Raw genomic sequence first — 19,099 nt, forward strand, 5'->3', positions numbered from 1 at the left:
TGCGTTCTCCTGCGATTTTATTGTTGTGCGAGGTGGAACTTGCGTAGCGACTCGCGCGGATATGCCGCGCTCCGTGAGCACCGGGGGGCTTAGGAGCGCAGCTGGAACCAGGTCGTCTTCAGGTGGCTGTACTTGTCGAAGGCATGCAGCGACAGGTCGCGGCCGAAGCCGGACTGCTTGCAGCCGCCGAACGGGGTGCACACGTCGAGGGCATCCACGGTATTCACCGATACGGTGCCGGCGCGCAGGCGCTTGGCCACGCGGTGGGCGCGGTGCAGGTCGTCGGTCCACAGCGAGGCGGCCAGGCCATACTGGCTGTCGTTGGCCAGGCGCACGGCCTCCTCTTCGTTGTCGAAAGCGCTGACCGCCAGCACCGGGCCGAAGACCTCGTCACGGGCCAGGCGCATGTTGGCGCTGACGCCGGTGAAGATGGTCGGCTGGATGAAGTTGTCCGAGCCGTTGAAGCTCAGGCGTTGGCCGCCGCAGACCAGGCGCGCCCGTTCGCCCTGAGCCTGGTCGATGAAGGCCATGATGCGTTCGGCCTGGCGCGACTCGACGATGGCACCCATGCGGCTGGCCGGGTCCAGCGGATCACCGGGCTGCCACTGGGCGGCCTTGGCGATCAGGCGTTCGACGAATTCGTCATGGATCGAACGCTCGACCAGCAGGCGCGAGTTGGCCGAGCAGACTTCGCCCTGGTTGAAGAAGATGCCGAAGGCAGCCTTCTCCGCCGCCAGGTCGAGGTCGCCGCAATCGGCGAACACCAGGTTGGGGCTCTTGCCGCCGCACTCCAGCCACACCTGTTTGAGGTTGGATTGCGCCGCGTAGGCCATGAAGTACTTGCCCACTTCGGTGGAGCCGGTGAAGGCCAGGCAGTCCACATCCATGTGCAGGCCGAGGGCCTTGCCGGCGGTCTCGCCCATGCCCGGCACCACGTTCAGCACGCCTGCCGGCAGGCCGGCGTCCAGGGCCAGTTGGGCCAGGCGCAGGGCGGAGAAAGGCGATTGCTCGGCCGGTTTGAGCACCACGCTGTTGCCAGCGGCCAGGGCCGGAGCCAACTTCCAGGCGGCCAGGTCGAGGGGGAAGTTCCACGGCACCACGGCGCCGATCACCCCCAGCGGTTCGCGGGTGATGGTGGCCAGGGCGTCGGAAGCGGTCGGTGCGACCTGATCGTAGAGCTTGTCCAGGCTCTCGGCGTACCAGGCGAAGACCTGGGCGGCGCCAGGCACGTCGACGTTGTAGGCATCCATCACCGGCTTGCCCATGTTCAGCGAGTCGAGCAGGGCCAGCTCCTCGCGGTTGGCCATGATCAGCTCGGCCAGGCGCAGCAGCACCGCCTTGCGCTCACGTGGCGCCATGCGCGCCCAGGGGCCCTGATCGAAGGCGCGGCGGGCACTGCGCACGGCAGCATCGACATCCGCCGCATCGCAGGCGGCAACCCGATCCAGCAACTGCTGGGTGGCCGGGTTGACCGAGGCAAAGGTGGCCCCGGACTGCGCGCCGCGCACCTGGCCATCGATCAATGCACCGGTGATAAAGCCCTGGGCGGCAGCCCGTTGCTGCCAATCGCTGAATTGCAACATCGCCTCGATCCTCATACCGACCGCGCATGGCGGCCTGGGTGGTTGTCGAGGCTGATGGTGTCCCAGGGGCGAAAACTCGGAAATTAGTAAATATATGTTCGCAGCACATGAAAAAACTGCTCAGCCGCCAAGCCCGCCCCAGGCCGCGCTGGAGTATGTTGGGCACAGTTCCCCTCCCCTCTCCGCCCTTCTTTTTATGAAGAGTGGGAGAGGGGCCGGGGGAGAGGGCAGCCGGCCCCCCTCCCCCAACGCCCGACACCAGCGGAGACCCCATGGCCACCTACACCCTGCGCCAGCTCAAGTATTTCGTTACCACCGTGGAATGCGGCAGCGTGGCCGAGGCCTCGCGCAAGCTGTACATCGCCCAGCCGTCGATCTCCACTGCGATCAAGGGCCTGGAGGACAGCTTCGGCCTGCAACTGTTCATCCGTCACCACGCCCAGGGCGTATCGCTGACCCCCGGCGGCTCGCGCTTCTACAAGAAGGCCCTGGAACTGCTGCGCATGGCCCGCGAGTTCGAACAGAACGCCTTGGCCGACAACGACGTGGTGGCCGGGCAGATCGACATCGGCTGCTTCGAAACCGTCGCCCCGCTCTACCTGCCGCGCCTGATCGCCGGCTTCAACGCCCAGTACCCCGGCGTGGAAATCCGCCTGCGCGACGGCGAACAACAGGAACTGGTACAAGGCCTCACCGCCGGGCGCTTCGACCTGGCCATCCTCTACGACCACGACCTCGACGCGACCATCGCCAGCGAACCGCTGATGGCCCCGCAAAAACCCTACGCCCTGCTCCCCGCCGACCACCGCTTCGCCGCCCAGGCCCAGGTGTCGCTACGCGACCTGGCCCTGGAACCGATGATCCTGCTCGACGTGCAACCGAGCCGCACCTACTTCGTCAGCCTGTTCGAAGAGCTGGGCCTGACGCCCAACATCGTCTTCAGCTCACCCTCCATTGAAATGGTACGCGGCATGGTCGGCCAGGGCTTCGGCTTCTCCCTGCTGGTCACCCGCCCGCATTCGGAATGCACCTACGACGGCAAAAAAGTGGTGACTGTGGAGATTGTCGAACCCGTCAGCGGCTCCGGCCTGGTCGCCGCCTGGCTCAAACGAGCCCAACCGACCAAGTCGGCGCAGTTGTTTATCGAGTTCTGTCAGCAGCAGTTGGGGCAGGCGGAGGCGGAGTAAGCCGCATGCCTTGAGAGGCGCAGGCTGCTGTAACTGCAGACGCTGCGCCCACTCGAACGATGGACAGGCGCTTGCTGAAACAGTAGCGTCGGGAACGAATAGCGGGTGAATGCCCGAATTCAGGTCTTGCTGCCCCATGTCGTATTTGCCTGCTCAGAGTTGTCGTAATTTCCACGACAACCTTGAAGCAAAACAACGATTTAGGCATGACAAGGAACGTTATCCGACACAAATGGCGCAACGCATTACGCCACTTGTGTCGTCTACTTATAGTTAGAGGTCACAGTGAAAGTTCACGGTTATGCCAAGGAAGAGCAAGACGTTGAAAACCTAATTCCGTCTGAACTCGCTGAAATAACGCTAGTAGCATCGCCTGACGAATTGCGCCGCATCGCAAAATTTCTTGATCACTGCGCGAGCGGAATGGAATTATCTGGAAAATCTTGGTGCCACGAGCATCTATCTGACAAAGACAAAGGCTTCCTAAACTCACCCCATTTCATTGTATTCAACCCAGAGTATGAGCTGTGACCTCTAACTACTGGTTCAAGCCGTTCGCTTCGCTCACTCGGGACCGCGTTCCGCGGCCCCTTAACCAAACGTTATGTACCTACATGAATACTTACGCGCTGCTAGCAATTAAGATCACTCTAACAACAGTCGTCTTTTTAGTGCTGCTATTTCTGGCCATTTTAGCAACCACCCTAATATTCCAAGACAGCGGGCAACACCCAGATAACTGGAAAACAACAGGCTACGACTACGGGGCTGGAATTTTGGTTGCGGCCTTGTATATTGCAACAGTAATCTGGCAAATCCGAAGCGCACTAAAGAAAAAAGCAATTCAGCGTCAGTAGGAACATAACAATGCGCTCAAAGCGCTCACTCCGTTCGCTGGGACCGGCGAAGCCGGCCCCTTAGCTTAATCGTTCTGTTCAGCCAGTTGGAGCCCCTGAGAATGCATACCAAGAAACTTGCAGCCCCAGCACTGACACTTCTTCTCGGCGCATGCGCGGCGTCAGTATCTACGTCTCCTTGTGCCTGTATGTCGCAAGCTGACATTGCAAATATGACTTTTGGAATAGAGACGTTTCAGAGCACTCCAAATGAAATCTCTCAAAAAATTAAGCAGAAATTCCCATTAGGCACACGTAAAGAAGCCATAGATAAAGAGCTTTTTCCATACTCAAACGGCCTATGCATCAATGAAACCCCGCAAGTCACAAGCTGCTCATTTATCTTCAGCTCCAGCAGCTTCAGTAAGGACACGCTTAGCATCCAGCTTAAGTACAGCAACCACGCTACTCTTGGCTTAGTTACAGTGGAGAAAACATAACAATGTGCTCAACACCGTTCGCTTCGCTCACTGGACTCGCAAAAGCTACGCTTTTGCTCGCCTGTTAGCACAACGTTAGACCTACATGGATACTATGTCGAAGCCTGATCACGACTTGGCGAAATTCCTGGCCCACATGCCGTGGGATGCTCAGGACGAGACGCTGATAATTCTTAAGGGGCAGCTACTAGTCGAGGATTTGCTGCGGGAATTCTGCCAAAGCCGAGTTAATGATCCGGCTCAGTTGGTGAAGGCGAAGCTCAACTTTGAGCAGACAAGCTGCCTGAGTAGGTCCCTGCTGAAATTCCCAGGTAAAGACTGGGTCTGGGGGTCTGCTGGCCAGCTCAACTCTTTGCGCAACTCACTTGCGCATCAGTTGGAGCCGAAGAACATCGAGAAGAAGCGCTCGGAGTTCGTTCAACTTGTGTTCTCAGAGACAAAGCCCTCTCAGGATCTGATGAGTGCATTCAAGTCTCCCCACGGAGAGGTAGCTGCAGCGGTGTTTCTGCTTTACATGTCTCTCTCAGCACAACTGAACTTCAAACCGAAAGGTCTGCTTGAATATGCTCTTGAATCAAGTGGCGCGCAGGTCTAACTATGCGCCCAAGCGGACCGCGGGGAGAGGTTTCGATGTTTTCTGATGCGTTTCCGGCCCGCGGCCGCTTAACGCGGCGTTAGACGCCAAGGGAACTCATGCCGAACCCAACAGAGCGCATCGTACTAATTGAGTCTCTTGGTGAGTTCCTGCAATCCACTGTAGGGCACAAAGTAGAGATTTCTGAGTCCATCTCACACAACACTCAGAGGGGACACGATCGTCATTGCTCAACGCAATCATGCATCCAATTCAGTGTCGAAAATTTTCAATGGACAATAAGTGGCGGCAATTTAATCATTTCTGGTCCCAAACCAATTCAATACTCAATCAGCTCAGGCCAATTGAGCTCAGTGGAGATTCAGAATGACTCCGCAAAAATCACAGAGCGCTTCGAGTCTCACACTGAAAGACTCACCACTTTCAAACTGCTTAGCTCGTGAAGGCGTCTAACAATGCGCTCAAATCGCTCGCTTCGTTCGCTGGGACCGGCTAAAGCCGGCCCCTTAGCTTAATCGTTAGCCACTAGGGAAAGTATGCGCCGGATCATAGCCATCTTTATTGCCATCAGCCTTTTTCTACCATTGCAGTCCTGCAGTGGTCATGACGGCAACCTCCGTACTATCTACCCATTATCTGGTGATCTTGGTGGCATGCTTGCAGTAGCAGCTATTTACCTACTGCCACTTTTGGCGTTCGTACGCACAAAGCTAAAACTACCTGCCACGCTGGCAGGTATCACAGCGTGCATTTCGGGCTTGTATTTTGTCTCCTACACCGCGACCCAATGGGAAAGTGAGCTGCTAGTAGGCTGGTACACATACACTGTGGCAGCCACCGCTTATCTAGTGGCATCAGGTATTGATCTGCATCGAATATACGCGGCTAACAAACGGTTCAAGTCGCTCGCTTCGCTCACTCGGGACCGGCTAAAGCCGGCCCCTTAACCTGTCCGTTAAACCCCACAAGGAAGTTATGCGTAAGCTCACCAGCATCGCTGCCGTAGTTGTAATCTCAATAGCCCATTACTCAATAATGGGTTATCTGGGCTATGACCCTGCGCCTGAATATGAAAGTTTAATGGCATGGTCTTTTGCGCTTATGGTCGCACTATGGTGCTTAGATGATGCAAAAAAATACAACTTTCATCGCCCTTACGAATTTGGCGCTTTTATATTTTTTCTTTGGCCCATTGTATTGCCGGCGTATCTCATTCACACACGAGGCTGGCGAGGCGCACTGGTATTTTTGGCCTTCCTATTCATAGCTCTTCTGCCTTACATTTGCGGCTGGGTTTCTTACTACGCAAGCCCCGCTTACAGCGAGTATGGCGTCTAACTACTGGTTCAAGTCGTTCGCTTCGCTCACTCGGGACCGGCTAAAGCCGGCCCCTTAACCAAACGTTAGGCATATGAACAAAAATATTCGCTGCTACAAATTCCCTGACCAGCGATATCTTAAAATCCGCTGGCATGGTGTTTCAACACTCAAGCAGTGGAGAGCGCTACGTTCAATTGCAGCAAGAGAGCATTTATGGACGCGGCCAAGATATAAAAAACTTTGGGGCAGTGCTGGCATAAGAAACTGCCGCGCGTTACTTCATCAACGCAGAATTGAAGTAGCAAAATACTTATCTAAGAGCGGCGTAAAAATTCCGGATGAGCTTTTTCTACATCGTTTACCTTCAGGCCCATCTGGCTTTTGGCTAGAAATTCTACTTCCATGGAAAGGACCGTAGGATTAAACAACATGAAAATCGGAGTGCAACTGCCTAACAAGGCGCTCAAACCGCTCACTTCGTTCGCTGGGACCGCGTTCCGCGGCCCCTTAGCTTAATCGTTAGGCGTATATGAAAAACACAATTATCTCCGCGAATCTACTCTTGGCATTAATACAGCCAGCCTTCGGCACCGAGCTAACAAAAGAAGAAAGAGAGCAGTTTGAGCAGAATTTTTGCGGCGAAGCATGGGCGCACTTCTTGCCAGACGACCAAAAATTTACAGCAGAAAATGTTGAGCTTGCTGCCTTGCAGCACATGAATCCAGATAATCGATGCGTTCAAAATATAGAGCAAAAAGAATTCGACAGAATCTATGACGAAGTAAAAAAATCCGCCGCAAGCTCCTTCAAAAATAGCAAATCATCATTTGAGGTCATGGTTAAATTTGAGCTCACAACTTCAAATCCAGCGACATTTGAAATGATGGTAAGAGATGACACTGAATCGGATAAAGCTCAGCTGTTAGCTTTTAAGTCTAACCTGGAAAAAATCAAGAACTTCCACTCAAACCAGGGTGTCATTTACATCGTTTTCCACTACAAAATAAAACCAACAACCAGCCAAGCCAGTTGAACCGCGCCTAACAAATGGTTCAAGTCGCTCGCTTCGCTCACTCGGGACCGGCTAAAGCCGGCCCCTTAACCAAACGTTAGGCACTACTGCTCCAATCTCTGAGGGAACAATGAATTACAATTGGGAATGTCAGGCATGTGAAAACACCGTGGCAGCAGGAAACGAATCCTGCACCACCTGCGGCTGCCCAGCCTCATGCTCTGGGCGAGAAATTGACAGCTACAAAGAGAAGTACATGAACTCTGACGCCGTGCGCAATAAATCAAAATTCAGGTGCGCCAAATGTGACTATCACCTATCAAATACAGGTGCATTCCGGGCGGCAGGTGGCAGCTTGTCAGCAGCATTTGACTTAGCCACTGAGAGTTTCAATTACGTTAGCTGCAATAAATGCGGATACACCGAGTTCTACAAGTCACGTGTAAGCGGCGCAGCGTTTGTTGCTGACGTTCTTCTTGGCAGCTAGTGCCTAACAATGCGCTCAACTGTCGCTCACTTCGTTCGCTGGACGTCCAAAAGCTGCGCTTTTGGCCGCCCGTTAGCTTAATCGTTATGCTCTAAAGGAGATACCGTGAACTGCTACATACACGGAAGCACAGAAGCAGTTGGAGTATGCAAGTCCTGTATGAAAGGGCTATGCCACGAATGCGTACAGGAAATAGATGCATCCTTATCCTGCAAAGGAAGTTGCGAGCAACGAGTTAATTTACTTAACCGCCAAGCATCAAGTCAGAGTTACGCATCCCTACTCCGAGCTTGGATACCAGTCATCACAATTCTGTATGGCTCGTATCTGGCAGTTTCTTGGTCTGGGCTATTCAAGTATCCAAGAGAAACAGGTTTGTTTTTCATCGGAATAGCATTCATAGCATTTGGCGTAACAGTTCTCGTCAAGAATAGGCTTTCGAGTAAAGCATAACAATGCGCTCAAAGCGCTCACTTCGTTCGCTGGGACCGGCGAAGCCGGCCCCTTAGCTTAATCGTTATATGCACACATGACTAAATCCACGAAACTCCTTGCAAGTCTTGCAGTGCTATATATGCTTGGATTCTTTCTTTGGACTCCGATCCAACTGTTCGGAATCAGTGCGCACTGGTTCTGGCTTGCAAACCTCACATCCAAAATCAACGCTGCGATCTACACACCTCTCGCCAAGTGGTCAGGAGAGGATGGTGTGCTAACCAAAATCAGATACCAAAACACCGTATTTTGGTGCAAGAAATTCGAGCATTGCCATGTGCAATAAATCCGCATATAACAATGTGCTCAACACCGCTCGCTTCGCTCACTGGACTCGCAAAAGCTACGCTTTTGCTCGCCTGTTAGCACAACGTTAGGCCAAATCAAAAATCATTTCACGGACGAGACATCGTATGAACTGCTTCAACCACCACTCCAATGCTGCCATAGCAATCTGCAAGTCCTGCGGCAAAGGGGTTTGCCAATCCTGTGCAATTGATAAAGGTTTTGCTGTTGCCTGTTCAGACAGTTGCATGAGTGAAGCTGCTGACACTCACACAATGACCAGCAGAGCAAAACGCATGTACGGCCTCGGAGGCGCCAAAAAGGTATTTCCCCTTACAGTCGCCATGTGGGCAATTTTTGGCCTGCTATTTAGTGGTCTCGGAGTCTATAGATTCATCAAATCAGGAACCCCCGAGTGGTTCCTACTGCTGTTTGGCGCTGCTGCCTTCTTCCTTGCTATAGCTACTTATCGTCGGGTAAAAGCCCTTGAACTCAACTGCTAGCAAGGCCTAACAATGTGCTCAAATCGCTCACTTCGTTCGCTGGGACCGGCTAAAGCCGGCCCCTTAGCTTAATCGTTAGGGGCCAAGATGGATCTTCGCCAGACAACACCAATATTAGTTACAGCCCTGATCACAGCATTGATGCCATTGGCTTTGGGCTGGTATGCGCACTGGGAAAGCCCTCAGGGAATACTCTTGTATACTCCAACGGCCAATAATCCACACCCGCAAGGCTCCCCTGCATTTCCTATTGGAGTAATGGCTGGGTTAGCAGCTTCTTTTTTGCTATCCCTGGCTCTAGTAGTTCTAGGCGGAGCTGCCGCATACATAACGAAATCACGCTCATATGGCTCAAAAACGAGGGTCAAACTATTTTGCAAAATTGCAGTTACAGCTCTCGCCACATCAGCCGCAGGAGCAGCAGGAGCAGCAATCTATGCAATGCTCCCCTAACAAATGGTTCAAAGCCGTTCGCTTCGCTCACTCAGGACCGGCTAAAGCCGGCCCCTTAACTTAATCGTTAGGAGCATTACCTGTGCTTGGACGCATTGCACTAGTCACCATGTTGGCCTTTCTTTCTGCATACGCTGGAGCTGAAGAGATTAATTGTCCGCCGCAAGAAAAAGATCTTGCCGCACTCAAGAAGCTCCTTCAGCTAAATCCTGAGGAACTAGCAAAAGAAGAGGCAAAGCTTTCAAAGCCCGCTTTCTATGGCATACATGGCTATTCCGTAAGCACTCCAGGGCTTACAAACGATGCAATCGCTTGTCTGCATAAAAAAGCACAAATTAAGCACATGCCTGGCACATCCGATGTTCTGTGCAGCGATGAAATAGTTAATCTACAGCCAGCAGCTCAAAAATTTGCAGAGCGCTATAACTCAGAACTGGCTCGTGGCATGGAGTTAACATGCCCCTAACTAGTGGTTCAAGTCGTTCGCTTCGCTCACTGCGGGACCGGCTAAAGCCGGCCCCTTAACCAAACGTTAGGTGAAAGATGGAACTTCAAAGCCTTCGCGTTCTTTTGCTCATCCTATTTTGCATGCCGTGCTGGGCAGAGATGTCGCAGAAGGACATAGAAGCAGAAAAAGCCTGGGATGCTGGGCAGTTAGCAGCAGAAAAAACGATACCAACTCTGCTCGAAAGTTACGGAAACGCTATAGGTTGCTCTTTTAATTTTAACCCAATCCATCTGGTCAAGTACAAAATTCAAAAAGAACCAGTTTTTGTCGCAGCAATTGGCTTAGACGTTGGGTGCTCGGGCGGTAGTGCCATGGGGCGAACACTGCTAATTACCATGAAGCATGGCGCCTATCACAAAATACATGTAATGCCGGAACTCTCTACGCCTATGCAAACCCCCTCTGACTTCCCAAAGCATCTTGAGCAGCTTTATCTTGAAAACGGCGAAATTATGTTCTCAGGTTTTGTGCCCGATTGGTCAAAAGATTCGCTGTGCTGTGCATCCCAGCCAGTTAAAGGTAAAGTCTCATTTGCTAATGGCAAGTGGGCGCTCTCCTTTCTGCAATGAGCATCACCTAACAAACGGTTCAAGTCGCTCGCTTCGCTCACTCGGGGCCGGCTAAAGCCGGCCCCTTAACCAAACGTTAGGCTGCTGATTTAAAATCGTCGTCACGGAGGGCCACCACATTGAATCCGCTCATACTTCCTATGGCAGCTCATATAGCGCTCACCTCTTTTCTTTACGTGCTATTAACTATCGCACGCGCACCTAAGGTATGGGGCATAGGCAAAAAACCAGATGGAATCAATCCTTGGGCAGTAGTAGAACCCCGAATTAGCGCGAATCTTTCAAACCAGTTCGAATGGCCAGTATTTTTCTATGCTGCGTGCATTCTACTAATTCAAAACCAATCAGCTTTAGCTGCTGCAGCCTGGCTAGCGTGGATTTTCATTTTTGGGCGTGTGGTTCATAGCTGCGTACAGATACTCACCACAAACGTACGGTTGCGCGGCTTAGTTTTCACAATCAATTTCCTAGCCACTCTCGGGTTGTGGATCGTTGTAATTTTTACTTTAGAACCGAGTGCAACAGCCTAACAAATGGTTCAAGCCGTTCGCTCCGCTCACTCGGGACTAAAGCCGGCCCCTTAACCAAACGTTAGGCGTAAGAGCAAAAGTCATGGTCGATGACCGTGCAAGAAAACAAAGCTGCCGCCCCGCGGCACTCCTGAATCGAATGGTCGCCTGGCAGTAAATGCCGTTATTTGTGCTCAGCAAGGGAGTTGCTTTCAAGAAATGCGCACATCATAAATAACCTCCAGGGCCAAAGCCGATACGCCCTGCACTTCATCAATCATGCCCGGCTGTGGCGGCATGTCCCGCGTCCGACTCGAAGTCCTCTGCCTAACAATTGGCTCAAGTCGTTCGCTCCGCTCACTCGGGACCGGCAAAGCCGGCCCCTTAACCAAACGTTATACAGCACAGCATTTATCGTAATCTGGCCAAGGAGTGGTGATATCTATGCATCCAATTCAATGTAAGTGTGGTGCCGTTAAAGGCAAACTCGAAAACATTGGAACCAGCAATCGTCTCATCTGCTATTGCACGGATTGCCGAGCGTTCGCACATTTTCTTGGTACAGCTCCTTTTGTGCTAGACGAACAAGGCGGAACCGAGATTGTCCAAGTAGCTCAACAGTGCCTGCGTTTCTGCCAAGGGGAAGATCTTCTATCGGCAATACGCCTCAGCGAGAACGGTATGCTCCGCTGGTATGCAAAATGTTGCGGAACGCCTATTGGCAATACCATGGCCAACCGAAAAACGTCATTCATCGGACTTATTCACAGCTGCCTTGATCGTCAACAAATGGATAAAGACTTTGGAGAAAAAGTCGCAGCTTTAAACACTGAAACCGCCTTAGGCCAAGCAAAACCAAAGCAACGCGGGCTTCTGGGGGTTTTAGTTCGCTTCATATGGATCGTGCTCACGAACCGTGTCAGCGGACGGTACAACAACTCGCCGCTTTTTAACTCTTCAGGTTTGCCTCGAACAGCCCCCAAAATACTTGAAACTGAAGAATTGGAGAAGCTGAAGAATTCTGTATAACAACTGGATCAAACCGTTCGTTAGACAGTCAGAATTTACACTTACCTGTCCAACAGCTCAACCGTCATGCATTAAAAGGAAACAACAATGTCGTCTAGCAACACATCAAAAATCAAGAATGGATTCATAATTGGCGTCGGTTTCATATTGCCAATCGCACTGGGAATCTGGCTAGGTGACAAGCTGGTCAACTACTCAGGCGACCGTGAAGACTACGAAGTCGACGAATACTCTGACTTCTCTGAAATCACGACTGATTACGCAAAGCTAATTGCAGTAGAAAAATTTTCAGACAAGAGCAAGGATGGAAAAATCAACATCCTGGGCTCCATAATCAACAAAGGCAAAGTAGCTGTAGGCTCAATAAAACTTGAAGCAGAGTTCTTCAACAGCGAAGGCGAATTTGTGCAGGAGCAGTCCACATACATCAGCAAAAAGCTTGAGCCGAATGAGTCGGAGAACTTCCAGATTTCTTGCACCTGCAAAGGCCAGCTTCTGCCGGAGTACACCAAAGTTACAGTGCGCGTTGTCAGTGCTCACAGTTTTTAACGCATAGTCACTGGCTCACGTTACCCGCAGCTTTCACTCGAGCCCGGTTAAAGCTGCCACTTAACAGAACATTAACCAAGGAAGGTGTCATGAACAAAGCAGCACTACCACTAGCCGTACTCCTGACCTTCACCGCCTACACCGGTTTTGTCATGTCGCAGGCAGAGCAGTCGCTTATTCAATTCGGCCTGCAGCTGATGTCCAGCCTGGACACCGCCCAGGTCGTCATCGATCTCTATATCCTGGCCGCGCTGGCCTGCATCTGGATGTATCAGGACAACAAGGCGCGCAACAAGCCGGTCATCGCCGTAGTGCCATATCTGCTGATTACTGCGGTGTTTGTCTCCATCGGCCCGCTGCTCTACCTGGTCATCAAGGGCTTTGCCAATACGCCCGCTACAGGCAAAACAGACGCCTAGACTCAGCACCGCTCGTTTCATTCACCGGGCAGGTCGGCCTGCCCGCTTAATCCTGATGCAGCCCAAGGAAGAACCCTCATATGCCTGGACAGTACCCCAACAAGATCAAGCAACTCCCTCTGTTCGATGGACGTTTTGACGCCTATCAGCTGGAGGCCAAGGACAGCACCGTGCTGTTTGCCTCCTATCCGGCTGGTACCTCCATCCCGCCGCACAGCCATGCAACAGACAATCATGGGGTCATCACGCGCGGCGAGCTGATCCTGACCATGAAGGGTGAAACGACCAGGGTTGGCGTCGGCCAGTGGTATCACGTACCGGCCAATGTCGAGCACTCCGCCGTATTCGAGGTCGAGACCGATGAGGTCGAGTTCTGGTTTGTGTGACGCCAGAGAACCTGCTTACGATCTCCTGGCCGTCGGCCATACGGCGTTAAAAACAGCCTCGGAATGCTCATTTACAGCTCGTAAACTCCGCTTCCTCGGCGTTTTGACCAGCCGGAGGCTGTTACTGGCGTAGCGCCTTGCCTGGCTCTAGTCCAAAAGATCGTCAACAAGTTCTGATAACTCAACCCAACCTGAACATCACCCATCAATAAGCAGCCACCATGCACTACAACCAACTGGTTCCAGAGCTCAACATAACCAATCTCGCCGAGAGCCTGAGCTTTTACACCGCCATTCTCGGCTTCGAGATCAAGTACCAACGCACCAACCCAGACTTTGCCTTCCTTGAGCTCAATGGCGCGCAGCTCATGCTCGAGGAAATTCAGCCCGACAGCTGGCTCATGGGCGAGCTGGTGCGGCCCTTCGGGCGCGGCATGAATCTGTCCATCGAGTGTCCAGACCTAGCGGCAATCGCCGCCAACATCCATGCCTCCGGTATCGCCCTGTTCGAGGAGCTGCACGAGGCCTGGTACGCCACGGATGATGGTGAGTTTGGTCAGCGGCAGTTGCTGGTTGCCGACCCAGACGGTTACCTGCTGCGGCTAACCGAGGAAATTGGTAAGCGGCCCCTTGCCTAGGGGCTGTTTAAACCTGATCCACGAGCTTGGCCATTGAAGACCCCCTCACGAAAGGATCTCGTACATGACCGAACGAACCGGACGCTGCCTGTGCGGCGCTGTCAGTTTCACCCTCAGCAGCGAACCGCTGGCCACCCGCGTGTGCTGGTGCCGCGACTGCCAGCATCTGGCCGCCAACGGCACGGTGAACCTGCTGGTGGCCGCTGACGGGCTCAGCATCAGCGGAGCGCTCGCCGAGTACAGCAAGACCGCAGACAGCGGCAACCAGGCCACCCGGCAGTTCTGCCCGAATTGCGGCACGCATCTGTTTGCCAAGTCCGCCGCCCGGCCCGAGTTCCGTATCGTGCGGGCCGGCAATCTGGATGAGCCGTCGTCCATTCGGCCGACCTTTAACATCTGGGCATCCAGCGCACCCGCGTGGGCCTGCCTGGACCCGCAGCTGGAGCGCGTGGAGCAGCAACCTGTGGCGCCGAAGCCTCGGCCAACGGAGAGCCAGGCCTGACAACTTGGGCTAAAAAGCAGGGAGCGATTGCTTTCTCAAACCGAACAGCCCGCTCCATCCTGCACCGAGGACCGCGCCATGCTCACGACCTACTCCGGCAGTTGCCACTGCGGCGCCGTGCGGTTCGAGGCCGACCTCGACCTCACGCAAAGCTCCTACCGCTGCAACTGCTCGATCTGCCGGCGCACGCGCTTCTGGGTGGCGGTGGCCAGGCCTGAGGGGTTCCGTCTTTTGGCGGGTGAGCAGGCGCTGACCGAGTACCTGTTCAACACCCGCAAGAACCAGCATTTCTTCTGCAAACACTGCGGCGTGCGGGCTTTCGGGGTGGGCAACGACACGCCGATCGGGCAGATGATCGGGATTAATCTCGGCTGCCTGGATGAGGTGAGCGAGGAGACGCTGGCAAGCATCCCGATCAGCTATGTGGATGGCCTGCATGACCGCTGGCAAAGCGCGCCGGCATGCTGCGCCCATCTGTAGAAGAGCATCGCCCGTAGGGTGCGCCGTGTGCACCAGCAAGCCCGCGTGTGGCCTCGGTGCGCACGGCGCTCCCTAGGGAAGACCGGGGCATCAACGTATCCCCGCGACCCTGTACTGCAGGATGATTTGCTCCTGGCGCACCTGAAATGCCGGATCGACCATGGCCTGATCTATGTGGGCCATGATCTGTTCGATATCCGGCAGGCTCTGGCGCAAGCCGATATGAAACGGCACCTGGCTGTTGGGGATGAAATCCACCTTGGCGTTGCGCAACTGCTCGGTGTAACCGAACCGACTGGCGTAGTAGTGCGCCTGCTCGGCACTCATGATCAAGAAGTCGCCAGCGCCACGACGCAGCAGCATGTGGATCATCTGCGGCGGTGTATTGACCGAGTAGCGCTGGATGAAGCCCGGTACGTTTTCAATTTCCCAGTCGACCCCTTCCTGGGAAATCAGCCGCAGATCGCGCAGGTCGTCAAAGCTTGTGGCGCTGGCGATCCGTGCGCCCTGGGCGTTATCGCGGTGGTAAACCAGATTGCCATAGTCCCACACATAGACCGGCCGGGCCGCGAAGCGGGCATAGCCCTTGCGCTTCTCCGACGGGAAGGTGCAAAAGCCATCGGCCTGGCCCCGGGTCACTTCAAGTTGTGCGCGTGACCAGGGCAGGCTGATGAATTCGAGCCGGTATTGCGGCAGGTTGGCAAACAGCGCGAGCAGCATGTCGCGCAGGATGCCCTGGGCCTCGCCGTTGTGCGCATAGGAAGTCGGCGGGCTTTCCGCGGACATGGCGAAGCGCAGCAGCCGCACCTCCTCGGCCTGGGCCATGGGCAGGCTCAGCACGGCGGCGCAGCAGCACGCGAGGACTGCCCGAATAGCCGCTGGCCAGCCGCGCAGTGGCCACCGGCACATCGATGCAATCGCAGATACAGGCCACATAGCGCCCCCCGGAAAGGTACAACCCGCAAAGTACAAACGAGCACACGCGGCAGCGGCACAACGGCTACGGCAAGCACCGCAGCCAGCGCATAACTGCGCCTAGTCCCGCCGCAGCAGCAGGGCGAACAGCTCGGCGTGCCCCGCAACACCGAGCTTGTGGTAGAGGTTGCGCCGGTGCACTTTCACCGTCTCCGGGGAGATACCCATGCGCTGGGCCATCGCCTTGCCGGAGAAGCCCTGCAGGATCAACCGCGCCGCTTCACTTTCGCGCTCGGACAAGCGCGCGCCCAGCCCTTCCAGCATAGTCGTGAAGTCGCCCACCGCCGGCTGGCTGGCGGGCACCTCGAGCGCGCAGAGCTGCAGGTGGCGACGCATGGCCGCCAGCACCCAGTCACGCACGCAGAGCAGGCGGCCAAACTCTTCATGGCTGAAGGACGTCTGCCGGCCGAGGGACAAGCTCAGCACAGCGCCCTGGTGGTTGACCAGGAACTGCAGCTCGCCATTGCCGACCACCGCGCGGAAGTAGCTGAGGTAGTACTCGCTCTGCTGGAACTGGTCGGGCGCCACGCTTTCCAGGCTGTGCAGGCCATCGCCGATGCCGGCGCAGGCAGCCTGGTAGAAGGGGTCAAGCAGGTACATGCCGGCGCAGTAGTGGGCCAGGTCCTCGCCCTCGTCGGCCACCGCGCGGAACTCGAAGTCGGCCAAAAGGCTGGGCACCCGGCCCGGCTGCATCAGGGCGGCCAGGGCATTGTCCAGCGGCACCAGCAGGCGCAGGCAATCCACCAGGCTGCGCCAGAAAGCGTCCTGGCCGAGGTTGGCGAAGACCCGCGCCAACCCTTGGTGCACCGGCAGTTCCTTGAGCAAGGCATCCACTCTCTACCCCTTTCGTATAACCCATGGTGGGAATTGGTCTGCCGCAGGCGCGGCACTAGCCTGAGGCCTCCTGAATCAACGGGCCTGCAACAGGCCAGGAGTGCCGCATCATGCTTCGTCATCGCCTGTATCTCAACACCGCTCTGGCTGCCGGCCTGGCACTCTGGCTGCCTGCCGCCAGTGCCGCCGTCGATGGCCCCAGCGTGCATGTGTACAACTGGTATGACTACATCGGCCCCACCACCCTGGCCGACTTCAAGCGCGACCAGGGCATCACCCCGGTCTATGACACCTTCGACAGCGCCGAGGTGCTGGAGGGCAAACTGCTCACCGGCGGCAGCGGCTACGACGTGGTGGTGGCCAGCAACTTCAGCCTGCCGACGCTGATCAAGGCCGGCGTGCTCGCACCGCTCGACCCAGCCAAGCTGCCGCACCTCAAGCACATGGACCCGACCCTGCTGGCCAAGCTGGCCAGCAACGACCCGGGCAACCGCTATGCCGTGCCGTATTTGTGGGGCACCAACGGCATCGGCTACAACATCGACAAGGTGCGTGCGGTGCTCGGCGAGCAGGCGCCGGTGGACTCCTGGGACCTGCTGTTCAAGGAAGACAACCTGGCCAAGCTCAGCCAGTGCGGTGTGGCCCTGCTCGACTCCCCTGCGGAAATGCTGCCGGTGGCACTGCATTACCTGGGTCTGCCGCCCAACAGCAGCAACCCGGACGACTACAAGCAGGCCGAGGCGCTGTTGCTCAAGCTGCGCCCGCATATCCGCTACTTCGACTCGTCCAAGTTCATCAGCGACCTGGCCAACGGCAACATCTGCGCGGCCGTGAGCTGGTCCGGCGCCGCCCTGGAGGCGAAGACCAACGCCGAGCTGGCCGGCAACGGCGTGCGCATTGCCTACAGCCTGCCGAAGGAAGGAGCGCCGGTGTGGTTGGACACCCTGGTGCTGCTCAAGGATGCACCCCACCCGACCCAGGGCCAGGCCTTTATCGATTACCTGATGCGCCCGGAAGTCGTCGCGCCAATTACCGACCACCTCAACTACCCCAACGGCAACCTCGCCGCTACGCCGCTGGTGGGTGCGGCGGCACGCAACAACCCGGTCGTCTATCCGTCGGCAGAGACCATGGCCCGCCTGTTCACCCTGCAGCCCCTGCCGAAGAAGACCGAGCGTATCCGCACCCGCGTATGGAGCAAGGTGAAGAGCGGTCAGTAAGCGCCTCGCTCCGTGCCTCATCACGGTGGATAAGCAGAGCGTTATCCACCCGACAAAGCTGATTTCCCCTGATAACACTCTGAGAACGAGAAAGACCATGAAACTGCGTGCCCGCGACCTGAATATCCAATTCGGCCAACTGCCCCCAGGCCCCCTCAACGCCATCACCGACGTACCCGGCGTGCGCGTCGGCCACAGCAACGTCAGAGGGCGCAGCGCCAGTGGCCGCGACATCAACACCGGGGTCACGCTGATCGAGCCGCGCCTGGGCTCCACCACCCAGCAGCCGTGCTTTGCCGGCGTGCATATCCTCAACGGCAACGGCGACGCCACCGGCCTGGAGTGGATTCGCGAGGCCGGCCTGCTGACCAGCCCGATCGCCTTCACCAACACCCACAGCGTCGGCGTGGTGCGCGACGCCATGATCGCCCTGGATCGCCAGAACCAGCCCGCCGACGGCCGCCTGTACTGGAACATGCCGGTGGTGCTGGAAACCTTCGACGGCCTGCTCAATGACATCAACGGCTTCCACGTGCGCCCCGAGCATGTCGCCGAAGCCATGGACTGCGCCAAGGGCGGCCCGGTGGCCGAAGGCGCAGTCGGCGGTGGCAGCGGCATGATCTGCCATGAATACAAAGGAGGTATCGGCACCGCCTCGCGGCGCCTGAACGCGGCACAAGGCGGCTGGACCGTCGGCGCCATCGTCCAGGCCAACCACGGCACCCGCCGCGAACTGCGCGTGGATGGCTACCCGGTGGGGCGTTACATGGAGAAGGCCAGCTCGCCCTTCCTGCGTGCCGAACTGCCGCATCCGGGGATGGGTTCGATCGTCGTCTGCCTGGCCACCGATGCCCCGCTGCTGCCGCACCAGTGCACCCGCCTGGCCCAGCGCGCCAGCATCGGCATCGCCCGCACCGGCGGCGGCAACGAGGACTGCAGCGGCGACATTTTCGTCGCCTTCTCCACCGGCAATCAGCAGCTGCAGGCCACCGCCTACGAGCGCAAGGGCGCCTTCACCTGCGACGGCCTGCGCATGGTCAACAACGACCATATCGGTGACCTGTTCCTCGCCGCCTCGGAGGCGGTTGAGGAAGCCATCATCAATGCGCTGCTGGCGGGCGAGACCCTCGAAGGCAATGGCCATCGGGCTCCGGGGCTGGATCGTGAAACTCTGCTGGAAGCCTTGAGCAAGGCGGGTTGGCCGGGAGCCTGACAACCTTTCCCG

At 56.1% G+C, this 19,099-nt stretch carries 25 protein-coding genes; 22 read left to right on the forward strand and 3 right to left on the reverse strand.

Going from position 1 to position 19,099, the window contains the following annotated elements; genetic code table 11:
- Positions 1–89 precede the first annotated feature (89 nt).
- Positions 90–1,583, reverse strand: coding sequence for an aldehyde dehydrogenase (locus H3H45_RS14055; protein WP_182834360.1), 1,494 nt, complete (start codon positions 1,581–1,583; stop codon positions 90–92).
- Positions 1,584–1,855: 272 nt separating this feature from the next.
- Here H3H45_RS14055 and H3H45_RS14060 point away from each other — a divergent pair, with 272 nt between their 5' ends.
- The 20 genes from H3H45_RS14060 (at position 1,856) to H3H45_RS14155 (ending at position 14,845) form a co-directional block, all read left to right on the forward strand.
- Entirely contained in the window at positions 1,856–2,770 is a 915-nt protein-coding gene (locus H3H45_RS14060) for a LysR family transcriptional regulator (RefSeq protein WP_182834361.1), read from the forward strand.
- Positions 2,771–3,055: 285 nt separating this feature from the next.
- Positions 3,056–3,301 carry an Imm32 family immunity protein gene (locus tag H3H45_RS14065; RefSeq protein WP_182833919.1) on the forward strand — a complete coding sequence of 82 codons (246 nt, stop codon included), beginning with the start codon at positions 3,056–3,058 and terminating at the stop codon, positions 3,299–3,301.
- 83 nt (positions 3,302–3,384) lie between these two features.
- Entirely contained in the window at positions 3,385–3,627 is a 243-nt protein-coding gene (locus tag H3H45_RS14070; protein WP_182834362.1) for a hypothetical protein, read from the forward strand.
- A gap of 101 nt (positions 3,628–3,728) precedes the next feature.
- A complete protein-coding gene (locus tag H3H45_RS14075) occupies positions 3,729–4,106 on the forward strand; it encodes a hypothetical protein (RefSeq protein WP_182834363.1) in 378 nt (125 codons plus the stop codon).
- A gap of 85 nt (positions 4,107–4,191) precedes the next feature.
- Positions 4,192–4,701 (forward strand): hypothetical protein, encoded by a 510-nt coding sequence (locus tag H3H45_RS14080; RefSeq protein WP_182834364.1) that lies wholly within the window; start codon positions 4,192–4,194, stop codon positions 4,699–4,701.
- Between the two features lie 975 nt (positions 4,702–5,676).
- Positions 5,677–6,039, forward strand: coding sequence for a hypothetical protein (locus H3H45_RS14085; RefSeq protein WP_182834365.1), 363 nt, complete (start codon positions 5,677–5,679; stop codon positions 6,037–6,039).
- Positions 6,040–6,112: 73 nt separating this feature from the next.
- Complete coding sequence (locus H3H45_RS14090) at positions 6,113–6,439, forward strand: hypothetical protein (RefSeq protein ID WP_182834366.1); 327 nt, start codon at positions 6,113–6,115, stop codon at positions 6,437–6,439.
- Positions 6,440–6,550: 111 nt separating this feature from the next.
- Positions 6,551–7,054 carry a hypothetical protein gene (locus H3H45_RS14095; RefSeq protein WP_182834367.1) on the forward strand — a complete coding sequence of 168 codons (504 nt, stop codon included), beginning with the start codon at positions 6,551–6,553 and terminating at the stop codon, positions 7,052–7,054.
- Between the two features lie 235 nt (positions 7,055–7,289).
- Positions 7,290–7,520 (forward strand): zinc ribbon domain-containing protein, encoded by a 231-nt coding sequence (locus H3H45_RS20420; RefSeq protein ID WP_182834554.1) that lies wholly within the window; start codon positions 7,290–7,292, stop codon positions 7,518–7,520.
- A 908-nt stretch (positions 7,521–8,428) separates the two neighbouring features.
- Positions 8,429–8,803: a hypothetical protein gene (locus H3H45_RS14105; RefSeq protein WP_182834368.1), complete on the forward strand. Its 375-nt coding sequence runs from the start codon at positions 8,429–8,431 to the stop codon at positions 8,801–8,803.
- 535 nt (positions 8,804–9,338) lie between these two features.
- Positions 9,339–9,722 carry a hypothetical protein gene (locus tag H3H45_RS14110; protein WP_182834369.1) on the forward strand — a complete coding sequence of 128 codons (384 nt, stop codon included), beginning with the start codon at positions 9,339–9,341 and terminating at the stop codon, positions 9,720–9,722.
- A 77-nt stretch (positions 9,723–9,799) separates the two neighbouring features.
- Positions 9,800–10,333, forward strand: coding sequence for a hypothetical protein (locus H3H45_RS14115; protein WP_182834370.1), 534 nt, complete (start codon positions 9,800–9,802; stop codon positions 10,331–10,333).
- Positions 10,334–10,473: 140 nt separating this feature from the next.
- A complete protein-coding gene (locus H3H45_RS20425; RefSeq protein ID WP_407926699.1) occupies positions 10,474–10,863 on the forward strand; it encodes an MAPEG family protein in 390 nt (129 codons plus the stop codon).
- A gap of 423 nt (positions 10,864–11,286) precedes the next feature.
- Positions 11,287–11,871: a DUF6151 family protein gene (locus H3H45_RS14125; protein WP_220494282.1), complete on the forward strand. Its 585-nt coding sequence runs from the start codon at positions 11,287–11,289 to the stop codon at positions 11,869–11,871.
- 87 nt (positions 11,872–11,958) lie between these two features.
- Positions 11,959–12,420 carry an FxLYD domain-containing protein gene (locus tag H3H45_RS14130; protein WP_182834373.1) on the forward strand — a complete coding sequence of 154 codons (462 nt, stop codon included), beginning with the start codon at positions 11,959–11,961 and terminating at the stop codon, positions 12,418–12,420.
- Between the two features lie 89 nt (positions 12,421–12,509).
- Positions 12,510–12,839: a DUF2834 domain-containing protein gene (locus tag H3H45_RS14135; protein WP_182834374.1), complete on the forward strand. Its 330-nt coding sequence runs from the start codon at positions 12,510–12,512 to the stop codon at positions 12,837–12,839.
- An 80-nt stretch (positions 12,840–12,919) separates the two neighbouring features.
- Positions 12,920–13,225 (forward strand): cupin domain-containing protein, encoded by a 306-nt coding sequence (locus tag H3H45_RS14140; protein WP_182834375.1) that lies wholly within the window; start codon positions 12,920–12,922, stop codon positions 13,223–13,225.
- Positions 13,226–13,446: 221 nt separating this feature from the next.
- Positions 13,447–13,863 carry a bleomycin resistance protein gene (locus H3H45_RS14145; protein ID WP_182834376.1) on the forward strand — a complete coding sequence of 139 codons (417 nt, stop codon included), beginning with the start codon at positions 13,447–13,449 and terminating at the stop codon, positions 13,861–13,863.
- A gap of 64 nt (positions 13,864–13,927) precedes the next feature.
- Positions 13,928–14,365, forward strand: coding sequence for a GFA family protein (locus H3H45_RS14150; RefSeq protein ID WP_182834377.1), 438 nt, complete (start codon positions 13,928–13,930; stop codon positions 14,363–14,365).
- A 78-nt stretch (positions 14,366–14,443) separates the two neighbouring features.
- A complete protein-coding gene (locus H3H45_RS14155) occupies positions 14,444–14,845 on the forward strand; it encodes a GFA family protein (RefSeq protein ID WP_182834378.1) in 402 nt (133 codons plus the stop codon).
- A 90-nt stretch (positions 14,846–14,935) separates the two neighbouring features.
- On the opposite strand, the gene H3H45_RS14160 is transcribed toward H3H45_RS14155, so the two are convergent.
- Entirely contained in the window at positions 14,936–15,685 is a 750-nt protein-coding gene (locus tag H3H45_RS14160; protein WP_182834379.1) for a substrate-binding periplasmic protein, read from the reverse strand.
- 195 nt (positions 15,686–15,880) lie between these two features.
- Positions 15,881–16,654, reverse strand: coding sequence for a helix-turn-helix transcriptional regulator (locus H3H45_RS14165; protein WP_182834380.1), 774 nt, complete (start codon positions 16,652–16,654; stop codon positions 15,881–15,883).
- A gap of 110 nt (positions 16,655–16,764) precedes the next feature.
- Between H3H45_RS14165 and H3H45_RS14170 the strand changes: the two genes are divergently transcribed.
- Complete coding sequence (locus H3H45_RS14170) at positions 16,765–17,874, forward strand: polyamine ABC transporter substrate-binding protein (RefSeq protein ID WP_182834381.1); 1,110 nt, start codon at positions 16,765–16,767, stop codon at positions 17,872–17,874.
- A gap of 97 nt (positions 17,875–17,971) precedes the next feature.
- Positions 17,972–19,087, forward strand: coding sequence for a DmpA family aminopeptidase (locus H3H45_RS14175; protein ID WP_182834382.1), 1,116 nt, complete (start codon positions 17,972–17,974; stop codon positions 19,085–19,087).
- Positions 19,088–19,099: the final 12 nt, after the last annotated feature.

Origin of the sequence: Aquipseudomonas guryensis, assembly GCF_014164785.1 — a bacterium.
Classification (GTDB): Bacteria; Pseudomonadota; Gammaproteobacteria; order Pseudomonadales; family Pseudomonadaceae; genus Aquipseudomonas; species Aquipseudomonas guryensis.

Excerpts from the sequence above, each read along its gene's own strand:
- H3H45_RS14070 (WP_182834362.1), top strand. The coding sequence starts at position 3,385 with ATGAATACTTACGCGCTGCTAGCAATTAAGATCACTCTAACAACAGTC.
- H3H45_RS14140 (WP_182834375.1), top strand. The coding sequence starts at position 12,920 with ATGCCTGGACAGTACCCCAACAAGATCAAGCAACTCCCTCTGTTCGAT.
- H3H45_RS14105 (WP_182834368.1), top strand. The coding sequence starts at position 8,429 with ATGAACTGCTTCAACCACCACTCCAATGCTGCCATAGCAATCTGCAAG.
- H3H45_RS20420 (WP_182834554.1), top strand. The coding sequence starts at position 7,290 with ATGAACTCTGACGCCGTGCGCAATAAATCAAAATTCAGGTGCGCCAAA.
- H3H45_RS14095 (WP_182834367.1), top strand. The coding sequence starts at position 6,551 with ATGAAAAACACAATTATCTCCGCGAATCTACTCTTGGCATTAATACAG.
- H3H45_RS20425 (WP_407926699.1), top strand. The coding sequence starts at position 10,474 with ATGGCAGCTCATATAGCGCTCACCTCTTTTCTTTACGTGCTATTAACT.
- H3H45_RS14145 (WP_182834376.1), top strand. The coding sequence starts at position 13,447 with ATGCACTACAACCAACTGGTTCCAGAGCTCAACATAACCAATCTCGCC.
- H3H45_RS14085 (WP_182834365.1), top strand. The coding sequence starts at position 5,677 with ATGCGTAAGCTCACCAGCATCGCTGCCGTAGTTGTAATCTCAATAGCC.
- H3H45_RS14130 (WP_182834373.1), top strand. The coding sequence starts at position 11,959 with ATGTCGTCTAGCAACACATCAAAAATCAAGAATGGATTCATAATTGGC.
- H3H45_RS14075 (WP_182834363.1), top strand. The coding sequence starts at position 3,729 with ATGCATACCAAGAAACTTGCAGCCCCAGCACTGACACTTCTTCTCGGC.
- H3H45_RS14080 (WP_182834364.1), top strand. The coding sequence starts at position 4,192 with ATGGATACTATGTCGAAGCCTGATCACGACTTGGCGAAATTCCTGGCC.
- H3H45_RS14115 (WP_182834370.1), top strand. The coding sequence starts at position 9,800 with ATGGAACTTCAAAGCCTTCGCGTTCTTTTGCTCATCCTATTTTGCATG.
- H3H45_RS14060 (WP_182834361.1), top strand. The coding sequence starts at position 1,856 with ATGGCCACCTACACCCTGCGCCAGCTCAAGTATTTCGTTACCACCGTG.
- H3H45_RS14135 (WP_182834374.1), top strand. The coding sequence starts at position 12,510 with ATGAACAAAGCAGCACTACCACTAGCCGTACTCCTGACCTTCACCGCC.
- H3H45_RS14155 (WP_182834378.1), top strand. The coding sequence starts at position 14,444 with ATGCTCACGACCTACTCCGGCAGTTGCCACTGCGGCGCCGTGCGGTTC.
- H3H45_RS14090 (WP_182834366.1), top strand. The coding sequence starts at position 6,113 with ATGAACAAAAATATTCGCTGCTACAAATTCCCTGACCAGCGATATCTT.
- H3H45_RS14055 (WP_182834360.1), bottom strand. The coding sequence starts at position 1,583 with ATGTTGCAATTCAGCGATTGGCAGCAACGGGCTGCCGCCCAGGGCTTT.
- H3H45_RS14175 (WP_182834382.1), top strand. The coding sequence starts at position 17,972 with ATGAAACTGCGTGCCCGCGACCTGAATATCCAATTCGGCCAACTGCCC.
- H3H45_RS14170 (WP_182834381.1), top strand. The coding sequence starts at position 16,765 with ATGCTTCGTCATCGCCTGTATCTCAACACCGCTCTGGCTGCCGGCCTG.
- H3H45_RS14125 (WP_220494282.1), top strand. The coding sequence starts at position 11,287 with ATGCATCCAATTCAATGTAAGTGTGGTGCCGTTAAAGGCAAACTCGAA.
- H3H45_RS14150 (WP_182834377.1), top strand. The coding sequence starts at position 13,928 with ATGACCGAACGAACCGGACGCTGCCTGTGCGGCGCTGTCAGTTTCACC.